Source organism: Rhodovulum sp. PH10, from assembly GCF_000293785.1.
Classification (GTDB): Bacteria; Pseudomonadota; Alphaproteobacteria; order Rhizobiales; family Xanthobacteraceae; genus Rhodoplanes.
The window spans coordinates 1-24,203 of sequence record NZ_AKZI01000079.1 but is presented as its reverse complement, the minus strand read 5'-3'; the positions used below and the strand labels follow the sequence as shown (position 1 = coordinate 24,203).

Sequence of the window (24,203 nt, the reverse complement as noted above, 5' to 3'; positions counted from 1 at the left end):
CACTCTCCCACCAACGCGGCCGGCCTCACCGGCGCAACAGCTTCCCGATCAGCGGCGGCAGCCGGCCGGCGCGCACCTTCTTCGATTCGGCGCGGCCGGTGAGCAGCTGGGCGAGGTGGCGGAAGGTCTCCGACACCTTGTGGCCGGCCGCCACCTCGGCGATCATCTGCCCGTTGTTGGCCGCGGTGCCGAACAGCTGCGGCTCGAACGGGATGACGGCGACCGGCTCGTCCTCCAGCGCGCGGGCGAAGTCCGGCGGCTTGATCTCCGGCCGCTTCGGCACGCCGACCTGGTTGAGGCAGTAGAGCGGGCGGCGGTCGTTCGGCCGGGCGCTCTTGAGCATGTCGACGATGTTCTTGGCGTTGCGCAGGCTGGCGAGGTCGGGCGTCGCGACGATCAGGATCTCGTCGGCGCCGATCAGCACGCGCTTGGTCCAGGACGACCACAGATGCGGCACGTCGAGCACCACGCAGGGCACGCTCGCGCGCAGCGAGTCGATCACCGGGTCGAAGCTCTCGGCGCCGAAGTCGTACACCCGGTCGATCGTGGCGGGGGCGGCGAGCAGGCTCAGATGGTCGGTGCACTTCGACAGCAGGCGGTCGATATAGGCGGTGTCGACCCGCTCGGGCGAGAACACCGCGTCGGCGATGCCCTGCGGCGGATCCTGATTGTAGTCGAGGCTCGCGGTGCCGAAGGCGAGGTCGAGATCGGTGATCACCGAATCGAGCGAGAGGTCGCGCGCGACCGACCAGGCGACGTTGTGGGCGACCGTGGAGGCGCCGACGCCGCCCTTGGCGCCGACCACCGCGAGGATGCGGCCGACCGGCTTGGCGCTCGGCGCGTGAAACAGCGTGCTGATCGCCCGCACCACGTCGAGCGGGCGCACCGGGGCGATCAGATAGTCGCTGATGCCGCGCCGCACCACCTCGCGATAGAGGCCGATGTCGTTGTGGTGGCCGATCACGATCACCCGGGTGGCGGCGTCGCACACCTCGGCGAGCTCGTCGAGCCGGGCGAGCAGGTCGTCGCCGCGCGACTCGCTCTCCAGCATCATCACGTTGGGGGTGGGCGAGTTGCGATAGGCCTCCACCGCCGCCGGCATGCCGCCCATCTGCACCCGCACGTGCGCCTTGATCATGCGGCGGTCGGAGGCGGCGGCCTGAACGGCGGCGGCGGTCTCGGCGGTCTCGCAGAACGCCTGCACCGACACCCGCGGGGCGGGGGCGATGTAGACGTCCTCCTCGCCGAGCTCGGCGGGCTGTTCGGGCGGGGTGTCGTGCTGAGGGTACGTGATCATTGTCCGACGTCGCTGAGGCGACCCTTGTCGTCGCTGTCGTACTTGCCGTTCGGGGAGGTGCCGGCGCGATACTTGTCGATCACCGTGGCGCGACGCATCGCGTCCGGCGGCGTCTCGCCGCGCGGCTGCACGAGGTCGGCGGGGTTCTCGACCATGGCGGCGAGGTTGCGCTGGCTGGCGCAACCGAAATTCCAGTAGGGTTGGTTGCGGATCCAGCCGCGGTTGGCGATGTTGGGGCCGAGGTCGTCCGGCCAGGTGCCGCACGGGCCGGCCTCGGCGACCATTTTCGGGTAGCGGATGCGGATGGTCGCCAGCATGTCCGGGCTCGGCGGCCGATAGGGCTGCACCACCATCGCGCGGCGCGGCAGGCCGACCGCGGCGAAGGTCGACTGGATCTCGGGCAGGGTGTCGGCGGCGGCGCGCTCGTTGGGCGTGCCGGCCGGGATCTCGATCACCACGCCGCCGGTCGCCTCGTGCCGCCAGCTCTGGGCGAACGAGAGCACTTCCGCGCGCTGCGACGGCGTCAGGCCGCCGCGCTTGGCGCCGACGAACACCTCCATCTGCTTGTCGCCTTCGCGGATCGCGATCGGGTGGCGCAGCCGGTGGTCGTTCGGGATGCTGGCGGTGACGTCGGCCTCGCGGCGCCAGGTCTCGCAGCCGGCGAGCGAGAGCGCGACCAGCGCGACCGCGCCGGCCCGCACGGCGAGGCGGCTGCGGTGGCTGCCGGGACGTGTCCGGTCCCTTCGGGTCATGTCATGCTCTCCTGCGGCCCGGTCAATCGAGGATAAAGCCGTACTGGCCGAAATAGGCGCGCTGCGGCTCGGCGACACCGGGCGTCCCGTAGATGCGGTTGAGGCGGCCGAGCAGGATCGCCGACGGATCGGAGATGTCGGCAAAGCCGTCGTCCGGCCGCGACAGCTCCTTCGGCGAGGTCGGCCGCACGATGTAGGGCGTCACCAGGATCATCAGCTCGGTCTGGTTGCTCACGTAGTCGCGGCTGCGGAACAGCGTGCCGAGCACCGGAACCTGGAGGAGGCCGGGCAGGCCGTTGATCGCCTGCTTGGTCTGGTCCTGGATCATGCCGGCCATCGCCAGCGCGCCGCCGGAGGGAATTTCCACCGTGCTGTCGACGCGGCGGACCTTGAGCGCCGGCACCGTCACGCCGTCGGTGGTGATGGCGCCGTCCTGGGTCAGCTCGGACACCTCGGTCTGCACCCGCAGGCTGATGCGTCCGGCCGACAGCACGACCGGCGTGAAGTTGAGGCTGACGCCGAACTTCTTGAAGGTGATGGTGGGCGTGCAGACGGTGCCGTTGCAGGAGTTGCCGGAGAAGATCGGAAACTCGCCGCCGACCAAAAAATTCGCGCCTTCGCCCGAGACCGCCGACAGGTTCGGCTCGGCGAGCGTGCGGATCACGCCGGCACGCTCCATCGCCCTGAGCGTCGCGGTGACCTTGCCGCCGAAGGTGCCGGCGATCGCGGTGTCGGTCAGGGTCTCGCCATAGGCCGAGAACGGGTTGTTGGTGTTGAAGTTCAGCACCGCGTTGCCGCTGCCGACCGTGCCCGACAGGTCGATGCCGAGCTGCTTGACGATGTTCCGCTGCACCTCGGCGACGGTGACCTTGAGCAGCACCTGGTCGCGCTCGCCGATGGTCAGGGCGTTGACGACGTTGGAGTTGCCGTTCGACCCGGCGGCGGCGGCGGCGTCGCTGCCGCCGGCGGATGCCACGGCCGCGGCCGCGCCGACGGCGGCCGGCGTGCTGAGATAGCGCACCGCGATGTCGTAAGCGCGCTGCGACTCGGCGGTGTTCGCCACCGTTCCCGACAGGATCACGCTGGTCTGGCCCAATCCTTCGACGTGAATGTCGCGCTGCGGCAGGATGCGCTTGAGCGCCAGCCGCAGTCCGGTGAGATCGCGGGTGACGGCGATGTCGTAGCCGGCGAGCTGGCGGCCCTCGGCGTCGAAGAAGCGGATGTTGGTCTGGCCGATCTTGGCGCCGATCAGATAGGCGCGGTGGGCCGAGCGGATCACCGCATTGGCGATCGACGGATCGGCCACCAGCACGTCCTTCACCGCGTCCGGCAGGTCGACCACGATCGACTTTCCGACCCCGAGCTGCACGGGGCGCAGCATCCCTTCGGAGGAGAGCGCATCGAGCGCGGTCGCCGGCGGCACGCCGAAGCGGTCGGCGGCGGCGCTGCGATCGGCCGAGGCGATCGCCGCTCCGGCGAGCAGCAGGCCCAGCGCGGCGGCGCGGATCAGCGTTTCGATGGACATGTCCGCTTCCTTCCAGCCTTCCTCGTGTCGCGGTCCGTCCGCTCACTTCGCCATGGTGGTGCTCGTCACGCCGAAGCGGACCATGTTCAGCCGGCTCGAGGTGCGATCTTCGGGGGTGGTCTCGGCGCCGCGGCGGGTCGGGTCGGAATCGGCGAGGCTGCGCAGCGCCAGCGACAGCGAGCCGAGCTGCTTCGACATCGCCAGCGTCTCCGCCTGGCGCGGCGTCAGCTCGAGCGTCGCGGTGCGGCCGACCACCACCTTCTGGCCGTTCTTCTCCTCGACCGTCTGGTCGATCGCCAAAACCCGAACGTCCGGCAGCACCGTCTCGCTGACGATCGATTCGACGCCGGTGGCGCGCTCGGACTCGCGGTCGCGGCGGGTGAGGATCACGTCGACCCGGTCGTTCGGCAGGATGAAGCCGCCGGCGCCGGTCTCGGGCGAAATCTCGGTCGACACCGCGCGCATGCCGGCCGGCAGGATCGCCGCCATGTAGCCCGAGCCCTTGACGCGGATCAGCTTGCTCTCGCGCAGCGGCTCGCCGCTGGCGATCGGCGTGCGGGCGATCGCGCCGGCGAACTCGGCGGTCGCCTCCGGCCGCTCGCTCTTGCGCACGAAAGCCGGGCTCATCGCGCTCGCCGGCCAGGGCTGCCAGCGGATGTCCTGATCGGTCAGCGTCTGGCCGATGCCGATGTCCTTCTTGGCCACCAGCACGTCGACGGTTTCCGGCTTGATGACGATCGGCTTCGGCGGAGGAGCCTGGCGGCTCAGGCCGCCGGCCAGCACCGCGGCCAGGCCGCCCGCCACGACGGCCACTCCGAGGACGATCAGACGCGCTGCTTTCATACTCGTCACCTGCTGGCGCGACGGCGAGGCTGCCGCTCGGAGGTGATTTCAGCAGCCAAACGTCAATTCATGGTTAATGAGGCGTATCGGGCCCGCGTCCGGCGGGTCGTTCGGGCGAGACGTCGCGGGCGAGACCTGGCGGGCTTTTCCCACGGGTGCGGCCGAAAACGTCAGCTCGCCATCCAGGCGGTCGACGGATAGATCATCAGCGCCGAGGCGGCGAGCGCGATGCCGTAGGGAATGCCGCCGTTGCGCTGGTGCAGCCTTGCGATCCAGGCGGTGCAGGCGAGCCGGCCGGGCAGCGCGTAGGTGCGGAAGTGGAGGAGCAGCAGCGTCAGCGCGCCGCCGAGCACCGAGGCGAACAGGAGATAGTCGAGCAGATGCGCCCAGCCGAACCACAGCGCGGTCGCCGCCGCGAGCTTGGCGTCGCCACCGCCGATCCAGCCGCGCGCGAAGAAGACGAAGGCGAACGCCAGCACCACCGACGCCGCGAACAGATGCTGCAGCGCCTCCTCCATCGACATGCCGGTCGCCACCGCCAGCGCGCCGAAGCCGAGCACCAGCAGGATCGACACCCGGTTGGAGATCGTCATGGTGAACAGATCGCTCGAGGCGGCGAACGCCATCAGCGCGGGGAAGACGAGAAGGCGAGCCGCGTCCAGCAGCATGCGTCAGTTCCCGTGATAGGCGGCGTCGAGCGCGTTCGAGACCTCTTCGTAGCGTCCGAGCACGCTGGTCCCCAGCGCGTTCACCGCGACGAGGATGGTGATCGACACGCCGGCCGCGATGATCGCGTACTCGATCGAGGTCGCCGCGTGCTCGCTCGCGAGGAAGCGGTGAAGAATGGCGCGCATGCTCGCTCCGGCCTGGGTCCGCGGACGTCACGACACTACGCACGAAGTCTTAAGCCCGGGTAACCCCGAACGGATCCGGCGCGGCGCGAGAGTCCGGTGGCCGGGATCGTGCGGGCGGGCTCGTCATGCGCGCGCGGCCCCGGACCGGGTCCGGGGCCGCGTGCGGCGCCGAGGCGCGAAGGGCGATCAGCTGCCGTTCATCTGCGACGAGATGTTCGAGAACACGTTGGTCAGCTTGGTGCCGAGGGCGTTCACCACCGAGAGGATGGCGATCGAGATGCCGGCGGCGATCAGGCCGTACTCGATCGCGGTCGCGCCGGACTCGTTGCTGATGAAGCGCTTGATGAGAGCCATGTTCGTCTCCTGTTTCCGAGACCCGAAGTCTTGGGCCGTTGCTCTTGCTTTGGGCCGTTGTCGTGTGTTGCGTTGCGGCGACGGCGGTGAAGATGCCACCAAACTTCAAGCAAACAGCCCACGCCGCATCTCGGAATTCGCCCCGCGGAATCGTTGAAAACGTGAGGATCGCGTTCGGATTTCGGTAACCATCGCGGGGGCGCCGCAGGGGGCTTCCGGACACGCGAAGGGCCCCGGACCGTGGTCCGAGGCCCTGCGAACGGGACGCCGCGAAGGCTCGACGGTGATCAGCCGCCGTTCATCTGCGACGAGATGTTCGAGAACACGTTGGTCAGCTTGGTGCCGAGCGCGTTCACGACCGAAAGGATGGCGACCGAGATGCCGGCGGCGATCAGGCCGTACTCGATGGCGGTCGCGCCGGATTCGTCAGCGGCGAAACGCTTCACAAGGGTTTTCATGTCCTGCTCCTGAGTCCACGCAAACTACTGTCTGAGCTCGGTCTCGTTCGCCGTTGTTTCCCGGCTCTCGAGACCATGGATGCAGCATAACCCCCGGCTGTTTCTCGCCGGTTAATCCATTCGTCGAAACCCCGTCGCCGCGCGCTCTTCGTGGTCGTAGTTAACGAGCGGTTTCGCGACTCTCGGGAATGTGCGGTATCGCGTCGAAAGCCGCTGGAAAAGCAGGCGCGGCGGTTTTCTCATTGGTGGTTCGTTCACCACTGCGAAGGCATGTTGTCGTCTCGTCCCGGCCGTTCACGGTGGCCGCATCGGCAAGTGTTGGAGAGTTCCGATGACCTTCTCGTCATGGCGGCAGCCGGTCCGGCGTGTCGCCGGCCTCGCGCTCTGCCTCGCCGCGCTCGGCGCGGTCGGCCCGCTGGCGGCCGCTCCGGCGGCGGCCGATCCGCTGGTGGTGGTGCTCGATCAGGCCCGTCTCCTCCGCCTGCCGGAGAACGTCGCGACCATCGTGGTCGGCAACCCGCTGATCGCCGACGTGTCGGTGCAGACCGGCGGCATGATGGTGATCACGGGCAAGGGCTACGGCCTCACCAATCTCGTCGCGCTCGATCGCGCCGGCAAGGTTCTGATGGACGAGGCGGTGCAGGTGGAGGGGCCGCCCGACGCGGTGGTGGTCTATCGCGGCGTCAATCGCGAGTCCTACAGCTGCACGCCGTTCTGCGAGCGCCGCATCACGCTCGGCGACACGCCGGACTTCTTCCAGTCGACGCTGGCCCAGACCGGCAGCCGCAGCCAGCAGGCGGTGCAGGGGGGCGCCGCGGCGGCCGGCACGTCGCGCTGATCGGTGGCCGCACGTCGCCGCACGCTGCACGCCGGGTGGCGGAATGGTTGATCGACGGTGAATCGGCCGGCCGCGGCGACGATGGTATCTGCAAGCATTTCACAACGGCCTTTTGCCTAAACTGGATCGATCGCGTGAGGTGCGACATGCTGCGGAGATGCGGGGTCTCGATCGGTTCCGGATCGGCGGGCGTAGCCCGGCGGATCGGCCGGGCGTGGCCGCCTCGTCTGCTGCGCCGGTTCGTCCGGCGGCGCGACGGTGCGACCGCGGTCGAGTTCGCAATGGTGCTGTTTCCGTTCGTCATGATCCTGTTCATGACGATGGAGACGGCGATGGTGTTCTTCGCCCAGCAGATGCTGGAGACCGGCGTCGCCGATGCCGCGCGGCTGGTGCAGACCGGGCAGACGAAGAGCATCGACGAGTCGGCCTTCCGGACCCGCGCCTGCAGCAATCTCCTGCGCATCGTGTTCTCGTGCGACAAGCTCTATGTCGACGTGCAGAACTACGGCAGCTCGTTCAGCGGCATCGACACCAGCGTCAAGGTCGACGCCGAGGGCAAGCCCGAGACGCAGTATCAGACCAGCAAGGAGAACGAGGTGGTGGTGGTCCGGCTGATGTATCAGTGGCCGATCGTCACCGCGCTGGTGCAGCCCTATCTCGCCAACCCGAACTCGACCTCGCGGCTTCTGGTCGCGACCGCCGCGTTCCGCAACGAGCCGTTCGGGAACTGATCGTGATGTTGTCCGGTGTCGCCATGATCCGTCGGTGGTGTGAAGGAGAGTGTCTCGGGCTCGCGCGCTTCGCCGGCAACGAGAGCGGCGTTTCGGCGGTCGAGTTCGCGCTGATCCTGCCGATCATGATCACGCTCTATCTCGGCAGCGTCGAGGTCACCGAGGCGGTGTCGATCGACCGCAAGGTGACGCTGATCGCCCACACCGTCGCCGACCTCACCGCGCGCGAGAACAAGATGAGCAAGGTCACCGACACGCCGTCCGACAGCGACCTCCTGACGGTGCTCGACGCCTCGACCGCGGTGGTGTCGCCGTTCAAGGTGTCGCCGCTCAAGGTGACGCTGACGCTGGTGCAGATCGACCGGTCGGGCCGGGCGACGGTCGCCTGGAGCAAGAGCCTGAGCGGCGGCAGCAGCCTCGGCGCGGGCGATCGCTCCGGCACCGTGACGAGCTCGATCCCGACGGCGATCATCGGCACCTGCACGAGCGACACGGCGCCGTCGCCCTGCACGGTGGTGTGGGGCGAGGCGAGCTACACCTACACGCCGGCGATCGGCTACGTGATCACCGGACCGATGACGCTGAAGGATTCCCAGTTCCTGAAGCCGCGCGGGTGATTTTTTCCCCGCCCGGCGCACGGCGTGATCACGACGATCGGTCGGAACCATGCCGCCGGCCGTACGGGCCTCACACCGGCAGCGCGGTGGTCGACTTCACCCGTTCCATCGCGAAGCGCGAGGTGACGTTCTTCAGCGGCACGGCGGCGATCAGCGCCTTGTAGAAGCGGTCGTAGGCCGCCATGTCGGCGACCACGACCCGCAGCATGTAATCGACGTCGCCGGCCATCCGGTAGAATTCCATCACCTGCGGCATCGCCTCGACGGTGCGGGCGAAGCGGTCGAGCCACTCCTGCGAATGGTCGTCGGTCTCCACCGACACGAACACCGTGACGCCGAGCCCGACCTTGTCGGGATCGACCAGCGCCACCCGCCGCACGATGATGCCGGTCGCCTCGAGCTTCTGGATCCGCTTCCAGCACGGCGTCGACGACAGCCCCACCCGGTTGCCGATCTCGGCGACCGAGAGCGAGGCGTCCTCCTGCAGGAGCGCGAGGATCTTGCGGTCGATGGCGTCCATGCCGGCTCGTGGCGGTGGGGTCGGGGATCGGGGCGGGCGGTCCGGCTCAGTCGCCGAGCGTCCCGTCCACCCAGCGGCGGATGATGTAGTGGGCGATGGCGATCGGCGGCGGCGCGAACAGCCCGTCCGGGTGGCGCCGCTCCAGCATCGCCAACACCTCGTCGCGGGAGAACCAGCGGCCGTCCTCGAGCTCGCTGCGGTCGATCGTGAGGTCGGTCGTCAGCGCCTCGGCGACACAGCCGATCATCAGCGACATCGGAAACGGCCAGGGCTGCGACCCGACATACTGCACCGCGCCGCAGCGCACCGCCGTCTCCTCGAAGGTCTCGCGGCGCACCGCCTCCTCGATGTTCTCGCCGGGCTCGACGAAGCCGGCGAGGCACGACCACATGCCCGGCGTGAAGCGGCTCTGGCGGGCGAGCAGGCAGCGGTCGCCGTCGACCGCCAGCATGATGACCACCGGGTCGGTGCGCGGGAAATGCTGGGCGCCGCAGGCCGCGCAGTCGCGCCGCCAGCCGGCGTCGGCGACCGTCGTCGGCTGCCCGCAGGCCGGGCAGAAGCGGTGCCGCGCGTGCCACAGGAGAAGCGCCTTCGCCTCGGCGAGCAGCGGCAGGTGGTCGGCCGGAACCAGCCCCTCGACCGCGATGCGGCGCAGGTCGGTCACCAGAAGGTCGGGGCGGGTGCTCGGCGCCTCCATCGCCGCCGGATCGAGCCCGACGGCGAAGCGGCCGGTGCCCTCGACGACGCCGAGGCAGGCGGTCTCGCGCACCGGGCCGAGCGCTTCCGCCTCGGCGCGGGTGAACAAGGGGTCGGCCGGGGCGCCGGCGCCGCCGGTCCGCAGGGCCACCAGGTCGCCGCCCACCACGTAGAAGCGAGAGGCGGGGTGGCTCGCCAGGGCGGCGCACTGCTGCGGATCGTGTCGGACGGCGGGAGCCCGGTCGATGCCGTTGCCGGTGTATCCGAGATGGGGCCGGAGAGCGGAATCGGAGCGTTCGAGCATGGCCGGCACTAAAAACGGCGCCCTAGTCGGACGCAAGCCAAATTCTGCGGCGCAAGGCCTTGATGAAGGCGTCGACCTCGGTCGGGTCGTGGTCGAGCGGGGGCACGTGGCCCCACACCGGCCGCGGCCAGGCGGCGTCGGTCTTGCGGCGGGCGATCACGTGCACGTGCAGCTGCGGCACCACGTTACCGAGTGCGGCGACATTGAGCTTGTCGCACCGGGTGACCTCCTTCAGCGCCCGGCCGACCCGCGCGATCTCGGTCGTCAGCTGGGCGAGCGCGACCTCGTCGAGGTCGATGATGTCGGCCACCTCCGGCCGGCGCGGCACCAGCAGGAGCCAGGGGTAGTTGGCGTCCTTGATCACCAGCACGCGCGACAGCGGCAGGTCGCCGATATCGATGGTGTCCTTGGCGAGCTGCGGGTGGAGCGACCAGGCGGGCGAGAGAATCGACATGTCGGAATGGCCGGTGGCGAGGGGCCCGATTCGGGTGCGGCACCCTATCACGGCGGCCGCCGCCGCGCCGCCGTTCGAGGCGCTTGCATTCCCTCGCGGCTCCGTCGATATAGAGGGCGGGAGGTTGGCGGTGGACGAGCCACTCGCCAACCGGGTCAGGTCCGGAAGGAAGCAGCCCTAACGAGCCCCGGTTCGGGTCGCTTGTCAGCCTCCCACTTCCGTTCTGCTGCTGCGAGGCCCGGCCGAAGCGATGGATGACACGCGCGCGGACGCCGCGCTGCCGGGCTCGCCCGACGTGCCGGCGGCGTCCTCCCCCGCCTCCACCCGGAACGCGGCCGCGCCGGCCGGCGCCTACCGGGTGCTGGCGCGCAAATACCGTCCGCAAACCTTCGAGGACTTGATCGGCCAGGACGCGATGGTGAGGACCATCACCAACGCGTTCGCGACCGGCCGGATTCCGCAAGCCTGGATCCTCACCGGCGTGCGCGGGGTGGGCAAGACCACCACCGCGCGCATCCTTGCCCGTGCCCTCAATTACGAGTTGCCGGACGGCTCGGTCACCGGGCCGACCGTCGCGATGCCGACGCTCGGGCTCCACTGCGAAGCGATCATGGAGAGCCGCCATTTCGACGTGATCGAGATGGACGCGGCCTCCCACAACGGCGTCGACGACATCCGCCAGATCAACGACGCGATCCGCTACGCGCCGGTCTCGGCCCGCTACAAGGTGTACATCCTCGACGAGGTGCACATGCTCTCCACGGCGGCCTTCAACGCCGTGCTGAAGACCCTCGAGGAGCCGCCGCCGCACGCGAAATTCGTGTTCGCGACCACCGAGATCCGAAAAGTTCCGATCACCGTGCTGTCGCGCTGCCAGCGTTTCGACCTGCGCCGGCTCGATGCCGACCTCTTGGTGAGCCACTTGGCCGGGATCGCCGCGAAAGAGAGTGTGCCGGCCGAGACCGAGGCGCTGGCGCTGATCGCGCGGGCGGCGGAAGGCTCGGTGCGCGACGCGCTGTCGCTGCTGGATCAGGCGATCGCCCATGCGGGCTCCCATGGCGCCGGGACCGGGGGCGGCACGGTCGACGCCGCGGGCGTGCGCGAAATGCTCGGGCTCGCCGATCGCGCGCGGGTGATCGACCTGTTCGAGGCGCTTTTGCGCGGCGACATCGCGGCGGCGCTCACCGAGCTGCGCGACCAGTACGACAGCGGTGCCGATCCGCTCACGGTGCTGGAGGACCTCGCCGAGCTCACCCATTTCGTCACCCGGGTGAAGGCGGTGCCCTCGGTCGCCGAGGACAAGGCCTTGTCGGAGGCCGAGCGTACGCGAGGCCGGGCGCTCGCCACCACGCTGTCGATGCGGGTGCTGTCGCGCACCTGGCAGATGCTGCTCAAGGGCCTCTCCGAGGTCGAGACCGCGGCAAAGCCGATCGCCGCCGCCGAGATGGTGTTGGTGCGGATCGCCTATGCGGCCGACCTGCCGGGGCCGGACGAGGTGATCCGGGCGCTCGGGCAGGGGCAGTCGCTCTCGTTCGCCGGAGCAGGGGCACCCGCCGGTGGGTCCGGCGCTTCGCAAACGTCCGGGTCGTCGCGTCCGGCGCTGCGGGCGTTCGACCGCCCGGCCGGCCATGCCGGCGATCGGCCGATGGCGCGGGCGACCTCGAACGGCGCGCCCGCCGGCACGCTGCGGCCGTTGCCCGCGTCGACGCCCGAGCCCGCCGCGATCCAAACGCTCGCCCGCTTCGAGGACCTCGTCGCGCTCGCCGGCGAAAAACGTGATCTCCAGACGCGGACCTTGCTGGAGCGGGACGTGCGGCTGGTGCGTTTCGAGGACGGCAAGCTCGAGATCGCGCTGGAGCCGACCGCCTCCAAGGCGATGATCGGCGATCTCGGCAAAAAGCTCGCCACCTTGACCGGGCGGCGCTGGATGGTCGTCGTCTCGACCGAGGACGGTCAGCCGACGCTGCGCTCGCAGCGCGAGGCGCACGAGGCCGAGGTCGAGCGCGGCGTGCGGGCCGATCCGCTGGTGCAGCGGGTCCTCGAGCGCTTTCCCGGCGCCGAGATCGTCTCGGTGAAGCCGCGCGCCGCCGACACCGTGGCGGAGGAGGCGGCCGCCGCGCTGCCGCCGGCGCCGGAGGCCGACGACGACGGCGATCCGCCCGACATGCCGCCTTATGGCGACGACGGGCTCGACGATCTCTCCTCGTTCGGCGCCCATCGCCGCGACGACGACCTCGACGACGATTTTTGACCACCGTTCCTTCTGGAGACCACCATGGCGAATTTTCTGGGTTTGATGAAGCAGGCCGCCGAATTGAAGGGCAAGATGGAGACCCTGCAGGCCGAGCTCGAGCAGGTCGAGGTCGAGGGGTCGGCCGCCGGCGGCCTCGTCACCGTGGTGGTGACGCCCAAGGGCGAGCTGCGCAAGATCAAGATCGACCCCTCGCTCATGAAGCCGGAGGAGGTGGAGGTCTTGGAGGACCTGATCGTCACCGCCCACGGCGACGCCAAGCGCAAGGGCGACGCCATGCTCGCCGAGAAGATGCAGGGCCTGACCGGCGGCCTGCCGCTGCCGCCCGGCATGAAGCTGTTCTGAGATTTTTCGGGATGCCGCTGCACTGTTCCGCCCGTCGCATCGTGTCGGCCGCCGTCGTTCGGCACGTGCCGGTGTCCGGATGGTTCGGGGGCCGGGCGGCCCCCCTCCCTGGCCCTCCCCCGCGAGGGGGGAGGGAGCAGGCTGCGGCCTGGCGCAAAGGCATCGAGACAGAGCCCCCGACCGGCGCGAGCGGGCTCGGGTCGATCGTCGCAGCATCCCGGTTCTTTCGTCCCCTCCCCCCTCGTGGGGGATGGACGGGGAGGGGGGGGATGCCCTCCGCAGCCCTCGCGTTTCGTGTGGGTGCGCGTTCCCCCGGGGTCGCTTCGAAGAAGCGACATGCGCGATGAGTGCCGGCCCGGAGATCGAGCGGCTGATTCAGCTCCTGGCAAAGCTGCCGGGGCTCGGGCCGCGCTCGGCGCGGCGCGCGGCGCTGCATCTCGTGAAGAAGCGCGACCTCCTGATGGCGCCGCTCACCGCGGCGTTGCAGACCGCGATGGACACCGTGACGGTGTGCGAGGTGTGCGGCAATCTCGACAGCCGCAACCCGTGCACCGTGTGCGCCGATCCGCGGCGTGACCCGTCGATCATCGTCGTGGTGTCGGACGTCGCCGACATCTGGGCGCTCGAGCGGGCGAACGCGGTCAATTCCCGCTATCACGTGCTCGGCGGCACGCTGTCGCCGCTCGACGGTGTCGGCCCCGACGACCTCACGATCGACGCCCTGGTCGGCCGCGCCCATGCGCCGGAGGTGACGGAGGTGATCCTCGCGCTCGACGCCACCGTCGACGGCCAGACCACCGCCCACTACATCACCGACCGCCTGTCGGACGCAAAAGTCCGTGTCACCGGGCTCGCGCACGGCGTGCCGGTCGGCGGCGAGCTCGACTATCTCGACGAGGGCACGCTCACCACCGCGATCCGCTCGCGCACCACGATGGGTTGAGCGGCGCGCAGGTCTGCTCCGAAAGCGGAGCGGTGGTGCCGATTGCGCATGGCTCGACTCCGGTCGTGCATGGCTCCGACATCCCTTCTTAAGGAATTAGGCCGTAAGTCCTATCCGGTATCGCAATGCCGGGTTCTCGCCCAGGGTGGGCGGCACGTCCGGCTCGGAAAGGCCGGACATGGGAACGTTGCTGACCGCGGTCGCCCGCCGATCGATCTCCGCCAAGCTCGCCGTCGTGGTAGCGGCCGGCGTGGTGTTCATGATGCTGGTCGCCGTCACGGTGCTGATGATCGCCCGCGACGCGCTGATCGCCGAGCGCACCGAGAAGGCGCACGCGACCGTCGACGCCGTGTGGAGCATGGCGGCCTATTTCCACCAGCAGGCCCAGAGCGGCGCGATGACCACCGCCGAGGCGCAGAAGCGATTGTTCGACGCGGCGCGCGACATCCGCTGGGAGGACGGCACCAACTACGTCTTCATCTACGACTACCAGTCGGGGCTTTGCGTGATGAACGGCGGCAACCCGCCGCTGGTCGGCAAGGACGTGCACCGGCTGAAGGACTCGCACGGCATGCCGTTCGCCACCATGCTGCTCGACATCGCCAAGACCAAGGGCGAGGGCACGCTGCGCTACTGGTTCCCGAAAGGCACCGACAAGACGCCGCTCGAGAAGGTCGCCTATGTGCGCGGTTTTGCGCCCTGGACGCTGATGATCTCGGCGGCCGAGTACATGAACGACATCGACGCCACCTTCTGGCGGATGACCAAGACCGCCGGCGCGGTGATTTTGGTGCTGATGCTGATCTCGATCGCGATCGCCTGGGTCGCCGCGCACAGCATCGTCAAGCCGCTGTCGCGGCTGCGCGCCCGCATGGCGGCGCTCTCCGAGGGCGCGCTCGACGCGCCGGTCGCCGACACCTCGCGGCGCGACGAGATCGGCGAGATGGCCCGCACCGTGCAGGTGTTCAAGGACAACGCGCTGGCGATGCAGCGCCTGCAGAGCGAGAAGGAGGGCCTCGAACGCGAGAGCGAGGCCGAGCGCAAGCGGGCGCTCGGCGCGGTGGCAGCGAGCTTCGAGGAGAAGGTGAAGGGCATCGTCGAGACGGTGAACGAGGCCGCGATCGCCATGCAGCGCACCGCCCGCGAGCTCGCGACCTCCGCCGAATCGACCCGCGATCAGGCCCGCACCGTGGCGAACGGCGCCACCCAGGCGACCGCCAATGTCGAGATGGTGGCCTCCGCCGCCGAGGAGCTGGCCGCCTCGATCGGCGAGATCGGCCAGCAGGTCGCCAAGTCGGCGGCGACCGCCAAGCAGGCGGCCGACGAGAGCGAGAAGACCAATGCGAGCGTCGCCGGGCTCGCCGACGCCGCGCAGAAGATCGGCGAGGTGGTCGCGCTGATCAACGAGATCGCCAGCCAGACGAATCTGCTCGCGCTCAACGCGACGATCGAGGCGGCGCGCGCCGGCGAGGCCGGCAAGGGGTTCGCGGTCGTCGCCAGCGAGGTCAAGACGCTGGCCACCCAGACCGCCAAGGCGACCGACGACATCCGTGCGCAGATCGCCGCAATCCAGGGCGAGACCCAGACCGCGGTGGAGGCGATCCGGCGGGTCGGCGGCACCATCCTCGCGGTCAACGACATCTCCTCGTCGATCGCCGCGGCGGTCGACCAGCAGAACGCCGCGACCCAGGAGATCACGCGCAACGTCCAGCAGGCGGCGACCGGCACCCGCGACGTCTCGGAGAACATTACCACCGTCAGCGGGGCGGTGGAGCAGGCCGGCTCGGCGGCCGCCGAGGTCACCCGCGCCGCCGACGGCCTGGTCGGGCAGGCCGAGGATTTGCGCCAGGAGATCGACACCTTTCTCCGCACGCTCCGCGCCGCGTGAGCGGACCGGCGTTCCGTCGGGGCGCTCCAGGAAAGAAAAGCGAAGGGGTCGGCATCGCTGCCGGCCCCTTTCTCGTCGCCCCGTCGTGTCGTGCCGACCGGCCCTCGATCACTCCGCCAGCGCGCGCATGACCTGATAAACGTCGGCCTTCGCCTCGAAGCCGATGCCGGGGGTGTCGGGCAGCCGCACCCGCGAGTCCTCCACCGCAAAGCCGTCGGCAAAGCCGCCGAACGGCTTGAACAGGTCGGGGTAGGACTCGTTGCCGCCGAGCCCGAGCCCGGCCGCGATGTTCAACGACAATTGATGCCCGCCGTGCGGGATGCAGCGCCGCCACGACCAGCCGTGGTCGTCTAGCATCGCCAGCGTGCGGAGATACTCGACCAGCCCGTAGCTCAGCGCGCAGTCGAACTGCAGAAAATCGCGGTCCGGCCGCAGGCCGCCGAACCGGATCAGGTTGCGGGCGTCCTGCATCGAGAAGAGGTTTTCACCCGTCGCCATCGGCGGGCGGTAGACCTGCGCCATCGCCGCCTGCAGGCCGTAGTCGAGCGGGTCGCCGATCTCCTCGTACCAGAAGAGATCGTAGGGCTCGAGCGCCCTGGCGTACTGCACCGCCGTCTCGAGGTCGAACCGGCCATTGACGTCGACCGCGAGGTTTTTTCCCTCGCCCACCACCGACAGCACCGCCTCGATGCGGCGCAAATCCTCGGCGAGCGGGGCGCCGCCGATCTTCATCTTCACGACCCGGTAGCCGCGGTCGCGATAGCTCTTCATCTCGTCCTCGAGCTTCTCGTCGTCCTTGCCCGGATAGTAGTAGCCGCCCGCGGCATAGACGAAGACGTCGGGGTCGGCCTCGCCGCCGCGATAGCGGTCGGCCAGCAGGCGCCACAGCGGCACGCCCTCGATTTTCGCCACCGCATCCCACACCGCCATGTCGACCACGCCGACCGCGACCGAGCGCTCGCCGTGCCCGCCCGGCTTCTCGTTGGTCATCAGCGTGCGCCAGATTTTTTCGGGATCGAGGTTTTTTCCGTCGTCGGTGACGAGCTGCTCCGGCTTCGCCTCCTGCAGCCGCGGCAGGAAGCGGTCGCGCAACAGCGCGCCGGGGCTGTAGCGACCGTTCGAGTTGAAGCCGTAACCGACCACCCGGCGGCCGTCGCGCACCACGTCGGTGACGACCGCGACCAAGCTGCACGTCATGGTCGAGAAGTCGATATAGGCGTTGCGGATGGCGGAGGCGATCGGAAACGTCTTTTCGCGGATGTCGACGATGCGCACGGGACGAAAACCTCGGTGGCCGGTTTTTCTCGCGGTCCGGCAGGGGGGTGGAAGGCTTTCTCTAGGCGCGGCGTTTTTGGCCGGCAAGCGGCGTGCCCGCCGGGTCCGAAAGGGTGGTAACGAGGTGAACGATGCCGGGGCCGTCAAAGGTCGGAGGCGAGCTTGCCGAGCCCCATCACATGGGCGATCGCCCGGATCTCGCGCTTCTGGTCGGGCCGCAGGGCGTCGACGAACGGCTTTGCGGCGGCCTCGAGCGCGGCGAGGCCTGCCGGCTCGATCGTGCTGCGCTGGCGCAGCCGGTGGCCGATCCGCCCCCAGGCGAGGCGCTTCAAGGCGTCCTCGACCGGCTGCCACAAGGGCTCCTGCTCGGCGGTCAGTGTCAGCCGTGCCTTCAGGGCGGCGATCTGGCCGTCGCTCAAGACCGGGTCGGCGGGCCGCGTCTCCGGCGGCGGCTCGGGGTCCGGCCATTCGGGCGCCGGCGTCGGTCCGGTCGTCTCGGAGGTCTCGAAGCCGTGCCGCTCGGGCGTCGGGATCGCCGCGAGCGTTTCCGGCGCGTCGGGCGTGCCGAGCCAGGCCGGCAGGCCGAGCTCGTCGGCGGCGGGAAAGCGGGCGGACACCGTGTCGGCGGCGGCGACGTCGGTGGGGGTGAGCGGATCGGGCATCGCGATCGGCGGCGGCGTCTCGAGCGGCGGCGGGTTTCCGCGCGGGCCGACCACCCAGGCGGCGACCACGACCGCCCCGACGACGATGCCGAGAACGCCCGCCACGCCGACCAGCGCCACCGGCCAGCGCCGCTCGTTTCGCCGCTGCTGGCCCGCACGGCGCGCCGGTGCCGGCCGCGCCGGACCCGGCGGTGCGGGCGGGAGCCACGGCGACGCCTCGGCCGGCCGGGGGGCCGGCGAGGGGGCCGGCCGGGTGGGCGGTGGGGTGGCCGGTCTCGGGGCCGGCGCGGCGGGGCGTGGATCGGCGACCATGGCTCCGGCAGGTGTTCCTTAACCGTTCGGCTCTATCGTCGATCGATCCCCCGAAGGACCGGCGACCCCCCTCTCGCGGCGCCGGCCGGGTGCGCCGGCCCGCGAGGGCAAGGTTCACAGACATTTAGCAAACGGAGACGTGTCGCGCGACGGGGGTGCAGTGTTCTGCGTGATTTGTCATAATGTGACAGAATTAAGAATTCCGTAAGGATTTCGGGTGAGGGTGGTAATAACCATTTGGTTCTAGCAGCCTCATTCGATTGTTGGGGTGGAGCCGCCTTTTCGGGCCCCACCTCGTTTCGTGGTCACGGACTTCGAGACGACCTTTGTCCGGGCACCCCCGACCCGGAGCCACCGGCCCGTTCGCGCGCGAGCCGCGGCACGTCCGTGCATCGCTCGATTTCATACGCGCCGCACCGTCGAGAAAGATGATCGGGATTTCTCGCCACATCGGCACCAAGCTCGCGCTCTCCGCCGCCGTCGGGGTGCTGTTCGTCGCCGGCATGGTGGTGAACATGAGCCTCAACGGCAGCACCACGTTGCGCCTCACCGGCGCTGCCAACGACCGCGAGAAGGCCGCGCAGGACGCGGTCCTGACCGACCTGCACTTCCAGCGCATGCAGACGGTGACGCGCGACGTGCGCCTCGCGCGGAGCGAGCCGGAGGTCGACGCCGCGCTGCAGGACCTCGAGAAGAGCTCGGGCGACGGCTTCGTGCTGCTCGACTCGCTGCTCGAGCGCGCCACCGAGAAGGCCGACGCCACCCGGCTGGAAAAGACCAAGGAGCTCTACGCCGACTACCTCACCGGCGCCGCCGAGCTGGTGGAGAACCAGCGGGCGCTGCTCGGCCTGCGCGCCGAGCGCACCCGGCTGGTCGACGCCTGGGACCACGGCGTCGCGGCGCTCGGTGAAACGCTCGCCTCGCGCGGGTTCCAGACGGAGGCGAGCGCGACGAAGCTGCGCGAGGCGGCCGCCGCGATCGCGCGGATGCGGCTCGCCGCGCTGCGCCACGACGGCAGCCACGCCGCCGCCTCCGGCGCTGCGGTCGGCCGAGCGGCCGGCGACGCGACCGCCGCGCTCCAGGCGATCGAGGCCGAAGGCGGCGACGCCGGCATCACCGCGGCGATAGAGCCGGTCGCAAAAACGCTCGCCGCGCTCGGCGAGACCAGTGCCAATGCGGTGAAGGTGGTCGAGGAGCAGGACACCCTGTTGACCGACCGGCTGAAGCCGCTGGTCGCGAAGATCGACGATCTCCTGACCGACATCACGCGGGACGCCAATACCCAGGCCGGCAGCGCGATGGCCGCCACCGAGCAGCGCATCGCCGAGGCCAACATGATCAACATGGTGGCGGGCGCCCTGGTGGTGCTGGTGCTGATCGGCTCGGCGCTGTTCGGCGCGCTGTCGATCGGTCGGCCGATCCGCCGGGTCGGCGAGGTCCTGCTCGCGCTCGCCGGCGGCGATCACCGGGTCGACATCCCCTATCTCGGGCGCCGCGACGAGGTGGGCGACAACGCCCGCGCCGCGCAAACCTTCAAGGACAACCTCACCCGGCTCGCCGAGATGGAGGCCGCGCAGCGCGCCGCCGAGGAGAGGGTCGCCGCCGAGCGGCAGGCCGCGGTGCATCGCATCGCGGATGCGTTCGAGGCGACCGTCGGCGAGATCATCGACACGGTGTCCTCCGCCGCCACCGAGCTCGAGGCCGCCGCCGGCACCCTGACGGCGACCGCGGAGAGCACGCAGAAGCTCTCCACTACGGTCGCGACCGCCTCCGAGGAGGCCTCGGCGAACGTCCAGAGCGTCGCCTCCGCGACCACCGAGATGACCTCGTCGGTCGACGAGATCGCCCGCCAGGTGACCGAGTCGACCCGCATCGCCGCCGAGGCGGTGAAGCAGGCCGAGCGGACCGACGGGCGCATCGTCGAGCTGTCGCAGGCGGCCGCGCGGATCGGCGACGTCGTCAAGCTGATCACCGCGATCGCCGAGCAGACCAACTTGTTGGCCCTCAACGCGACCATCGAGGCCGCCCGGGCCGGGGAAGCCGGAAAAGGGTTCGCCGTGGTGGCGCAGGAGGTGAAGGCGCTGGCCGGCCAGACCGCCAAGGCGACCGGCGAGATCGCCAGCCAGATCTCCGGCATGCAGGCCGCGACCGGCGAGTCGGTCACGGCGATCAAGGAGATCGGCGGCACCATCGGCCACATCGCCGAGATCGCCTCGGCGATCGCCGCGGCGGTGGAGCAGCAGGGGGCGGCGACCGCCGAGGTCGCGCGCAACATCCAGCAGGCCTCGCACGGCACCGCCGAGGTCGCCCACACGATCGGCGAGGTCAGCCGCGGCGCCAATGCGACCGAGATCGCCTCCGAGCAGGTGCGCTCCTCGGCGGCGATGCTCGCCCGCGAGGGCAGCAAGCTGCGCGACGAGGTGCAGCGCTTCCTCGCCGACGTGCGCGCCGGCACCGACGGGCAGCCGGGCGGGCAGGAAGCGGGCGATCGGGAGCAGGCCGATCAGGAGCCGCCGGCGTCGCGGCCGGTCGCCCGCGCCGCCTGACGACGGCTCTCGGCCCGTCTCGACGAAAAGAGAAAAGCCGCCGCGCCGAACGAGCGCGGCGGCTTTTTTTGTTTGGGTGCACGAGAAAGGGTCGGCCGCCGGGCGGTCGGCAGCGATCAGCGGCCGCTGCCGGCGCCCGATCCGGTCGTTTCGGCCGCGCCGGTCTTCACCGTGCCGGTGGTCTCGGCCCGGCTCGTCTTCGCCTCGGTCTCCGTCGTCTCGATCTCTTGCGCCATGATCCGCGGCTTGCCTCGCTCCGCGCGCGCCCGCAGCCGCTCGATCGACACGATCCTCTCCGGCGGGTCGGTGTAGGGCCGGTCGATCTCGGCGAGATACGCCTTGGTTTTACGCGACAGCCCGCGCGCCTTGCGATAGGGCGTGAAGTCGGCCGCCTTCCACGGCGCCTTGCCGCGCCCGGTAAAGACCTGGACGCCCGTCTCCGTCACCACGATGTCGCCGCGCTGGAGCGTGTCGTCGAACTGCAGTGCCGCGAGGCCGCGCAGCGGCGGCCGCTTGCAGCCGCACGACGCCACCCGCTTCGTGCGATAGAGAAAGGCGTTGGCGAGCGACGAATAGGTCTTGCCGGCCAGGCTGGTGGCCTCGCCGATGTCGTCGCCGCTGGCGCGGAACAGCGCGGTCTCGGCGCCCGGGCACAGCGCGTTGCAGGCGCGCTCGCCGTCCTTGCCGTCGACCGTCGCCGGAAGCGGGAAGTAGTAGCCGTCGCAGGTGCGCACGCACAACGATCGCTCGCCCGAGCCGGCGCTCTTCGTCTCCTCCGTGTCGCGCGTGTCGCGCCGCGGCGTCACGGTGATCCGCGAGCCCGGCCGGCTGTCCGGCGGCGGGCTGCCCCAGCCCCCACCCGGCGTGCCGCCCCAGCTGCCGCCCTGGAACGGATTGCCCCACCCGCCGCCGTTCCATCCTCCGCCGTTCCAGCCGCTGCCGTTCGTGCTGCCGCCGTTCCAGGTTCGGCCGGTCCAGGACGAGCGCGCCGGCGGCTGCGGCGCCGCCTGCTGGCGCTGCCATTCCTGCCGCCAGAAATCGAGCGCGTCGTTGGCGTGGAGTTGCGATACGCCGAGCACGCAGACGGAGAAGGCGCACAGGGCGACGATCGGGCGAACGACGGGCACGGAGAACCTCGCTGCGGGAGACGGGCCGGAGGGGAGGCCCTGCACTGCGCAAACTCGCCTTCGGCCTTCGCGTTCCCGCGCCTGCGTTCGTTCCCTGCAACGCGACGGGAGTAGCGCCGGTGCTCGCGCCCTTGCGAGGCGTGCTAGTGTTCGGTGCCGCCGGCCGGCGGCCGTGAAAAAATCCCTGCCACGAGGTTTCATGAAACCCGACGCCATCCTGATCGCCGGGCCGACGGCGAGCGGAAAGTCCGCGCTCGCGCTGGCGCTCGCCGAGCGGCTGGACGGCACGGTGATCAACGCCGATTCGATGCAGGTCTATCGCGACCTTCACGTGATCACGGCACGGCCGACGGCGGACGAGACGGCGCGGGCGCCGCACCTCCTGTATGGCCATGTCGATGCGGCGGAGAATTTCTCGGTCGGCCGCTACGTCGCCGATGCGCGTGCCGCGATCGAGACCGTGCGGGCGGCCGGCCGCCTGCCGATCTTTTGCGGCGGCACCGGGCTCTATTTCAAGGCGCTGACGAAGGGGCTTTCCGCCGTCCCGCCGGTGCCCGAGGCGGTGCGCGAGACGGTGCGGGCGATGCTGGACGCGCGCGGCCCCGAGGGCTTGCACGCGGTGCTGGCCGAGAAGAGCCCGGAGGAGGCGGCGCGCCTCGCGCCGCGCGACCGGCTGCGGGTCGCCCGCGCGCTCGAGGTCTTGCTCGCGACCGGCCGGCCGCTCGCCGCCTGGCACGCCGCGGCCGAGCCGCCGGTGCTGAACCCCGACGCCTGCCTCTCGCTCTTCCTCGCGCCCGACCGCGAAAAACTCTATGCCCGCATCGATGCGCGCTTCGCCGCGATGATGGAGGCCGGCGCGCTCGCCGAGGTCGCGGAATTGCGGGCGAGAAAGCTCGATCCGCTGTTGCCGGCGATGCGGGCGCACGGCGTGCCGGGGCTGATCGCCTACCTGAACGGCGAAAGCTCGATCGAGGCGGCGATCGCGAAAGGCCGGCAGGACACCCGGCATTACGCCAAACGGCAGTTCACCTGGTTCCGCCACCAGTTGCCGGACTGGCCGTGGGTCGCCCCCGAAGCGGCGCGCGACGACGTTCTCGTCCGCCTCGGCGCGATTTGATCATGCTCCAGATCCCGGCGGCGAGCGCGACGCCGAGGCCGGTGATCAGCACGCGGGCGGCCGGGCGCAAGGCGAGCGCGGGATCGAGATTGGCGGCGAGCACGAGCGACGCCGGCACGCCGGTGGTGAGTCCGTACCACGCCGCCTCGCCGGCGGCGGTGGCGCATGCCGCGACCACGCCGAGCGCCGCCAGCCGTCCCGCGCCGAGATCGCCGAGAAAACGGTGCGCCAGCCGGTAGAGCAGCAGCCAGGCGAGAAAGCCCGCCATGGTCATCGATTCCGTGACGTCGAGCTTCGTCTGCATGAGAAAATGCAGGATCGCCAGCATCGCGATCGGATAGGCGAGCCGGTGCAGCATCTGCCAGCGCCGCTGGCCGAGCTTTCGCACCATCGCGTCGGTCGAGGTGACGGCGAGCGCCAAAAGCCCGAGCAGCGCGACGAAGCCGATCGTCAGATAAATCCGCAGTGCGATCTCGCTCGCGACCTTCACGACGTCGAGTTTTTGATCGCCGACATAGAGCGCGAGATGAAGCGCCGCGTAGCAGAACACCGCGACCCCGACGATGCGGCGGGTCAGGATCAGCTTCGGCGCCGAGAACACCTGCCGCGCCGGCGTCACCGCGAGCGACAGGAGCAGGAACCGCACCGCCCACGAGCCGGTCGCGTGGATCGCCTCCTCCCACGGCCGCGGGCCGAGGTCGCCCGCCGCCGCCCGCACGGCGAGCCACAGCGCCGGCAGTAGGACGAGCCCGAAGGCGACGATCTTCGGCATCGACCAGCGTCCGTTGCGCTCGCGCAGAAAGGGCATGCGTCACCTCGCCTGTGGTTCCCCGGTCTCCGGGGCGGGTTTGCCGGCGGGCCGGCGGGGCCGCCCCCAAGGGGGCATGCAAAAACGCCACATCCGGGCATTTCCACTCACGATTGATTCATGTTCGCGGTTTTATCCTGATTGTTACGATCGGCCCGTGGCCGCATCGACGTCGCTGGCGCTCGCAACTCCGTGCCCGAGGTGATTTCGCCGTGCTCGACGCCTCGAACCCCGCCTTCCGTCCGGTGCTCGATCGCTTCCATGTCCGGATGCGCGAGAACAGAACGCGCCTCGACGACCTGCGCGCGTCGATCTCCGCCGGCGACGAGCAGGCTTTTGCCGAAATCCGGCTGATCGCCCACCGGCTCGCCGGCGCGGCCGGCACGTTCGGCTATGCCGCGCTCGGCGGCGCCGCGCGCGAGCTCGACGTGGTGCTGAGCGAGGGTTGCCGCAATGCCGGCCTGGTCGACGACCGCCTGCTCGCGCTGATCGCGGCGATCGACGCCAGCGGCTCGGCCGCCGCCTGACCGAGACGGCCGTCTCCCTTTCGCTCTCTCCGGATCGGCCTCAGAGCCCGTTTGGGAACTCCGACGGGGCCGGCACGTGACGTTCGCAAGTCGGGCAAGCCCGACTTGCGCGGGTTGCGGGGCGAACGCCGGCCGCGGCGTCGAAAAGCTCACCGATAT

25 protein-coding genes and 1 other RNA gene are annotated in these 24,203 nt (G+C 70.2%); 11 read left to right on the top strand and 15 right to left on the bottom strand.

Going from position 1 to position 24,203, the window contains the following annotated elements; translation table 11 throughout:
• Positions 1 to 25: 25 nt before the first annotated feature.
• The 8 genes from A33M_RS13245 to A33M_RS13210 all read right to left on the bottom strand — a co-directional run bounded on the left by A33M_RS13245 (position 26) and on the right by A33M_RS13210 (position 6,083).
• Positions 26 to 1,297, bottom strand: coding sequence for an AAA family ATPase (locus tag A33M_RS13245; RefSeq protein ID WP_008387878.1), 1,272 nt, complete (start codon positions 1,295 to 1,297; stop codon positions 26 to 28).
• A complete protein-coding gene (locus A33M_RS13240; protein WP_008387877.1) occupies positions 1,294 to 2,049 on the bottom strand; it encodes a CpaD family pilus assembly protein in 756 nt (251 codons plus the stop codon). The genes A33M_RS13245 and A33M_RS13240 overlap by 4 nt, the downstream gene beginning before the upstream one ends.
• Before the next feature lie 22 nt (positions 2,050 to 2,071).
• Entirely contained in the window at positions 2,072 to 3,574 is a 1,503-nt protein-coding gene (locus tag A33M_RS13235) for a type II and III secretion system protein family protein (RefSeq protein WP_008387876.1), read from the bottom strand.
• Between the two features lie 42 nt (positions 3,575 to 3,616).
• Positions 3,617 to 4,417: a Flp pilus assembly protein CpaB gene (gene cpaB / locus A33M_RS13230; protein WP_040620539.1), complete on the bottom strand. Its 801-nt coding sequence runs from the start codon at positions 4,415 to 4,417 to the stop codon at positions 3,617 to 3,619.
• Between the two features lie 170 nt (positions 4,418 to 4,587).
• Entirely contained in the window at positions 4,588 to 5,085 is a 498-nt protein-coding gene (locus tag A33M_RS13225; RefSeq protein ID WP_008387873.1) for an A24 family peptidase, read from the bottom strand.
• A 3-nt stretch (positions 5,086 to 5,088) separates the two neighbouring features.
• Complete coding sequence (locus A33M_RS13220; protein ID WP_008387872.1) at positions 5,089 to 5,271, bottom strand: Flp family type IVb pilin; 183 nt, start codon at positions 5,269 to 5,271, stop codon at positions 5,089 to 5,091.
• A 186-nt stretch (positions 5,272 to 5,457) separates the two neighbouring features.
• Complete coding sequence (locus A33M_RS13215; protein WP_008387871.1) at positions 5,458 to 5,625, bottom strand: Flp family type IVb pilin; 168 nt, start codon at positions 5,623 to 5,625, stop codon at positions 5,458 to 5,460.
• Between the two features lie 287 nt (positions 5,626 to 5,912).
• Positions 5,913 to 6,083, bottom strand: a complete 171-nt coding sequence (locus A33M_RS13210) for a Flp family type IVb pilin (RefSeq protein ID WP_008387870.1) — start codon at positions 6,081 to 6,083, stop codon at positions 5,913 to 5,915.
• A 331-nt stretch (positions 6,084 to 6,414) separates the two neighbouring features.
• Here A33M_RS13210 and A33M_RS13205 point away from each other — a divergent pair, with 331 nt between their 5' ends.
• The 3 genes from A33M_RS13205 (at position 6,415) to A33M_RS13195 (ending at position 8,269) form a co-directional block, all read left to right on the top strand.
• Complete coding sequence (locus A33M_RS13205) at positions 6,415 to 6,921, top strand: pilus assembly protein N-terminal domain-containing protein (RefSeq protein WP_008387869.1); 507 nt, start codon at positions 6,415 to 6,417, stop codon at positions 6,919 to 6,921.
• Between the two features lie 146 nt (positions 6,922 to 7,067).
• Positions 7,068 to 7,652, top strand: coding sequence for a TadE family protein (locus tag A33M_RS13200; RefSeq protein ID WP_052027044.1), 585 nt, complete (start codon positions 7,068 to 7,070; stop codon positions 7,650 to 7,652).
• Positions 7,653 to 7,657: 5 nt separating this feature from the next.
• Positions 7,658 to 8,269: a TadE/TadG family type IV pilus assembly protein gene (locus A33M_RS13195; protein ID WP_008387867.1), complete on the top strand. Its 612-nt coding sequence runs from the start codon at positions 7,658 to 7,660 to the stop codon at positions 8,267 to 8,269.
• Positions 8,270 to 8,339: 70 nt separating this feature from the next.
• Here A33M_RS13195 and A33M_RS13190 read toward each other — a convergent pair whose 3' ends face one another.
• From A33M_RS13190 to A33M_RS13180, 3 genes are read right to left on the bottom strand one after another with little or no spacing between them, the layout of a single operon-like run.
• Positions 8,340 to 8,789 (bottom strand): Lrp/AsnC family transcriptional regulator, encoded by a 450-nt coding sequence (locus A33M_RS13190; RefSeq protein ID WP_008387866.1) that lies wholly within the window; start codon positions 8,787 to 8,789, stop codon positions 8,340 to 8,342.
• A 46-nt stretch (positions 8,790 to 8,835) separates the two neighbouring features.
• The gene (gene nudC, locus A33M_RS13185) at positions 8,836 to 9,789 is read right to left on the bottom strand and encodes an NAD(+) diphosphatase (protein WP_040620534.1); all 954 of its coding nucleotides are present in this window, start codon (positions 9,787 to 9,789) and stop codon (positions 8,836 to 8,838) included.
• A gap of 22 nt (positions 9,790 to 9,811) precedes the next feature.
• Entirely contained in the window at positions 9,812 to 10,243 is a 432-nt protein-coding gene (locus tag A33M_RS13180) for an HIT family protein (protein ID WP_008387864.1), read from the bottom strand.
• A 118-nt stretch (positions 10,244 to 10,361) separates the two neighbouring features.
• Between A33M_RS13180 and ffs the strand changes: the two genes are divergently transcribed.
• The 5 genes from ffs to A33M_RS13155 all read left to right on the top strand — a co-directional run bounded on the left by ffs (position 10,362) and on the right by A33M_RS13155 (position 15,670).
• An RNA gene (gene ffs / locus A33M_RS22990) (signal recognition particle sRNA small type) lies at positions 10,362 to 10,460 on the top strand.
• A gap of 33 nt (positions 10,461 to 10,493) precedes the next feature.
• A complete protein-coding gene (locus A33M_RS13170; RefSeq protein WP_008387863.1) occupies positions 10,494 to 12,494 on the top strand; it encodes a DNA polymerase III subunit gamma/tau in 2,001 nt (666 codons plus the stop codon).
• Between the two features lie 24 nt (positions 12,495 to 12,518).
• Positions 12,519 to 12,839 (top strand): YbaB/EbfC family nucleoid-associated protein, encoded by a 321-nt coding sequence (locus A33M_RS13165; protein WP_008387862.1) that lies wholly within the window; start codon positions 12,519 to 12,521, stop codon positions 12,837 to 12,839.
• 343 nt (positions 12,840 to 13,182) lie between these two features.
• A complete protein-coding gene (gene recR / locus A33M_RS13160) occupies positions 13,183 to 13,782 on the top strand; it encodes a recombination mediator RecR (protein WP_008387861.1) in 600 nt (199 codons plus the stop codon).
• Positions 13,783 to 13,960: 178 nt separating this feature from the next.
• On the top strand, positions 13,961 to 15,670 hold the full coding sequence (locus A33M_RS13155; RefSeq protein ID WP_008387860.1) for a methyl-accepting chemotaxis protein: 1,710 nt from the start codon (positions 13,961 to 13,963) through the stop codon (positions 15,668 to 15,670).
• Between the two features lie 108 nt (positions 15,671 to 15,778).
• On the opposite strand, the gene A33M_RS13150 is transcribed toward A33M_RS13155, so the two are convergent.
• Together A33M_RS13150 and A33M_RS22445 are read right to left on the bottom strand one after the other, a co-directional pair.
• Complete coding sequence (locus tag A33M_RS13150; protein ID WP_008387859.1) at positions 15,779 to 16,945, bottom strand: mandelate racemase/muconate lactonizing enzyme family protein; 1,167 nt, start codon at positions 16,943 to 16,945, stop codon at positions 15,779 to 15,781.
• 143 nt (positions 16,946 to 17,088) lie between these two features.
• On the bottom strand, positions 17,089 to 17,727 hold the full coding sequence (locus A33M_RS22445) for a hypothetical protein (RefSeq protein ID WP_008387858.1): 639 nt from the start codon (positions 17,725 to 17,727) through the stop codon (positions 17,089 to 17,091).
• Positions 17,728 to 18,347: 620 nt separating this feature from the next.
• Between A33M_RS22445 and A33M_RS13140 the strand changes: the two genes are divergently transcribed.
• Positions 18,348 to 20,465: a methyl-accepting chemotaxis protein gene (locus tag A33M_RS13140; protein ID WP_008387856.1), complete on the top strand. Its 2,118-nt coding sequence runs from the start codon at positions 18,348 to 18,350 to the stop codon at positions 20,463 to 20,465.
• 116 nt (positions 20,466 to 20,581) lie between these two features.
• Here the strand turns inward: A33M_RS13140 and A33M_RS22440 are convergent, their stop codons facing one another.
• Positions 20,582 to 21,592: a DUF2865 domain-containing protein gene (locus tag A33M_RS22440; RefSeq protein ID WP_052027043.1), complete on the bottom strand. Its 1,011-nt coding sequence runs from the start codon at positions 21,590 to 21,592 to the stop codon at positions 20,582 to 20,584.
• Positions 21,593 to 21,791: 199 nt separating this feature from the next.
• Here A33M_RS22440 and miaA point away from each other — a divergent pair, with 199 nt between their 5' ends.
• The gene (miaA, locus tag A33M_RS13130; RefSeq protein ID WP_040620531.1) at positions 21,792 to 22,709 is read left to right on the top strand and encodes a tRNA (adenosine(37)-N6)-dimethylallyltransferase MiaA; all 918 of its coding nucleotides are present in this window, start codon (positions 21,792 to 21,794) and stop codon (positions 22,707 to 22,709) included.
• Here the strand turns inward: miaA and A33M_RS13125 are convergent.
• Positions 22,618 to 23,517, bottom strand: coding sequence for a sulfite oxidase heme-binding subunit YedZ (locus A33M_RS13125; protein ID WP_040620528.1), 900 nt, complete (start codon positions 23,515 to 23,517; stop codon positions 22,618 to 22,620). The genes miaA and A33M_RS13125 overlap by 92 nt on opposite strands.
• A 212-nt stretch (positions 23,518 to 23,729) precedes the next feature.
• Here A33M_RS13125 and A33M_RS13120 point away from each other — a divergent pair, with 212 nt between their 5' ends.
• The gene (locus A33M_RS13120) at positions 23,730 to 24,044 is read left to right on the top strand and encodes an Hpt domain-containing protein (protein WP_008387853.1); all 315 of its coding nucleotides are present in this window, start codon (positions 23,730 to 23,732) and stop codon (positions 24,042 to 24,044) included.
• Positions 24,045 to 24,203 lie beyond the last annotated feature (159 nt).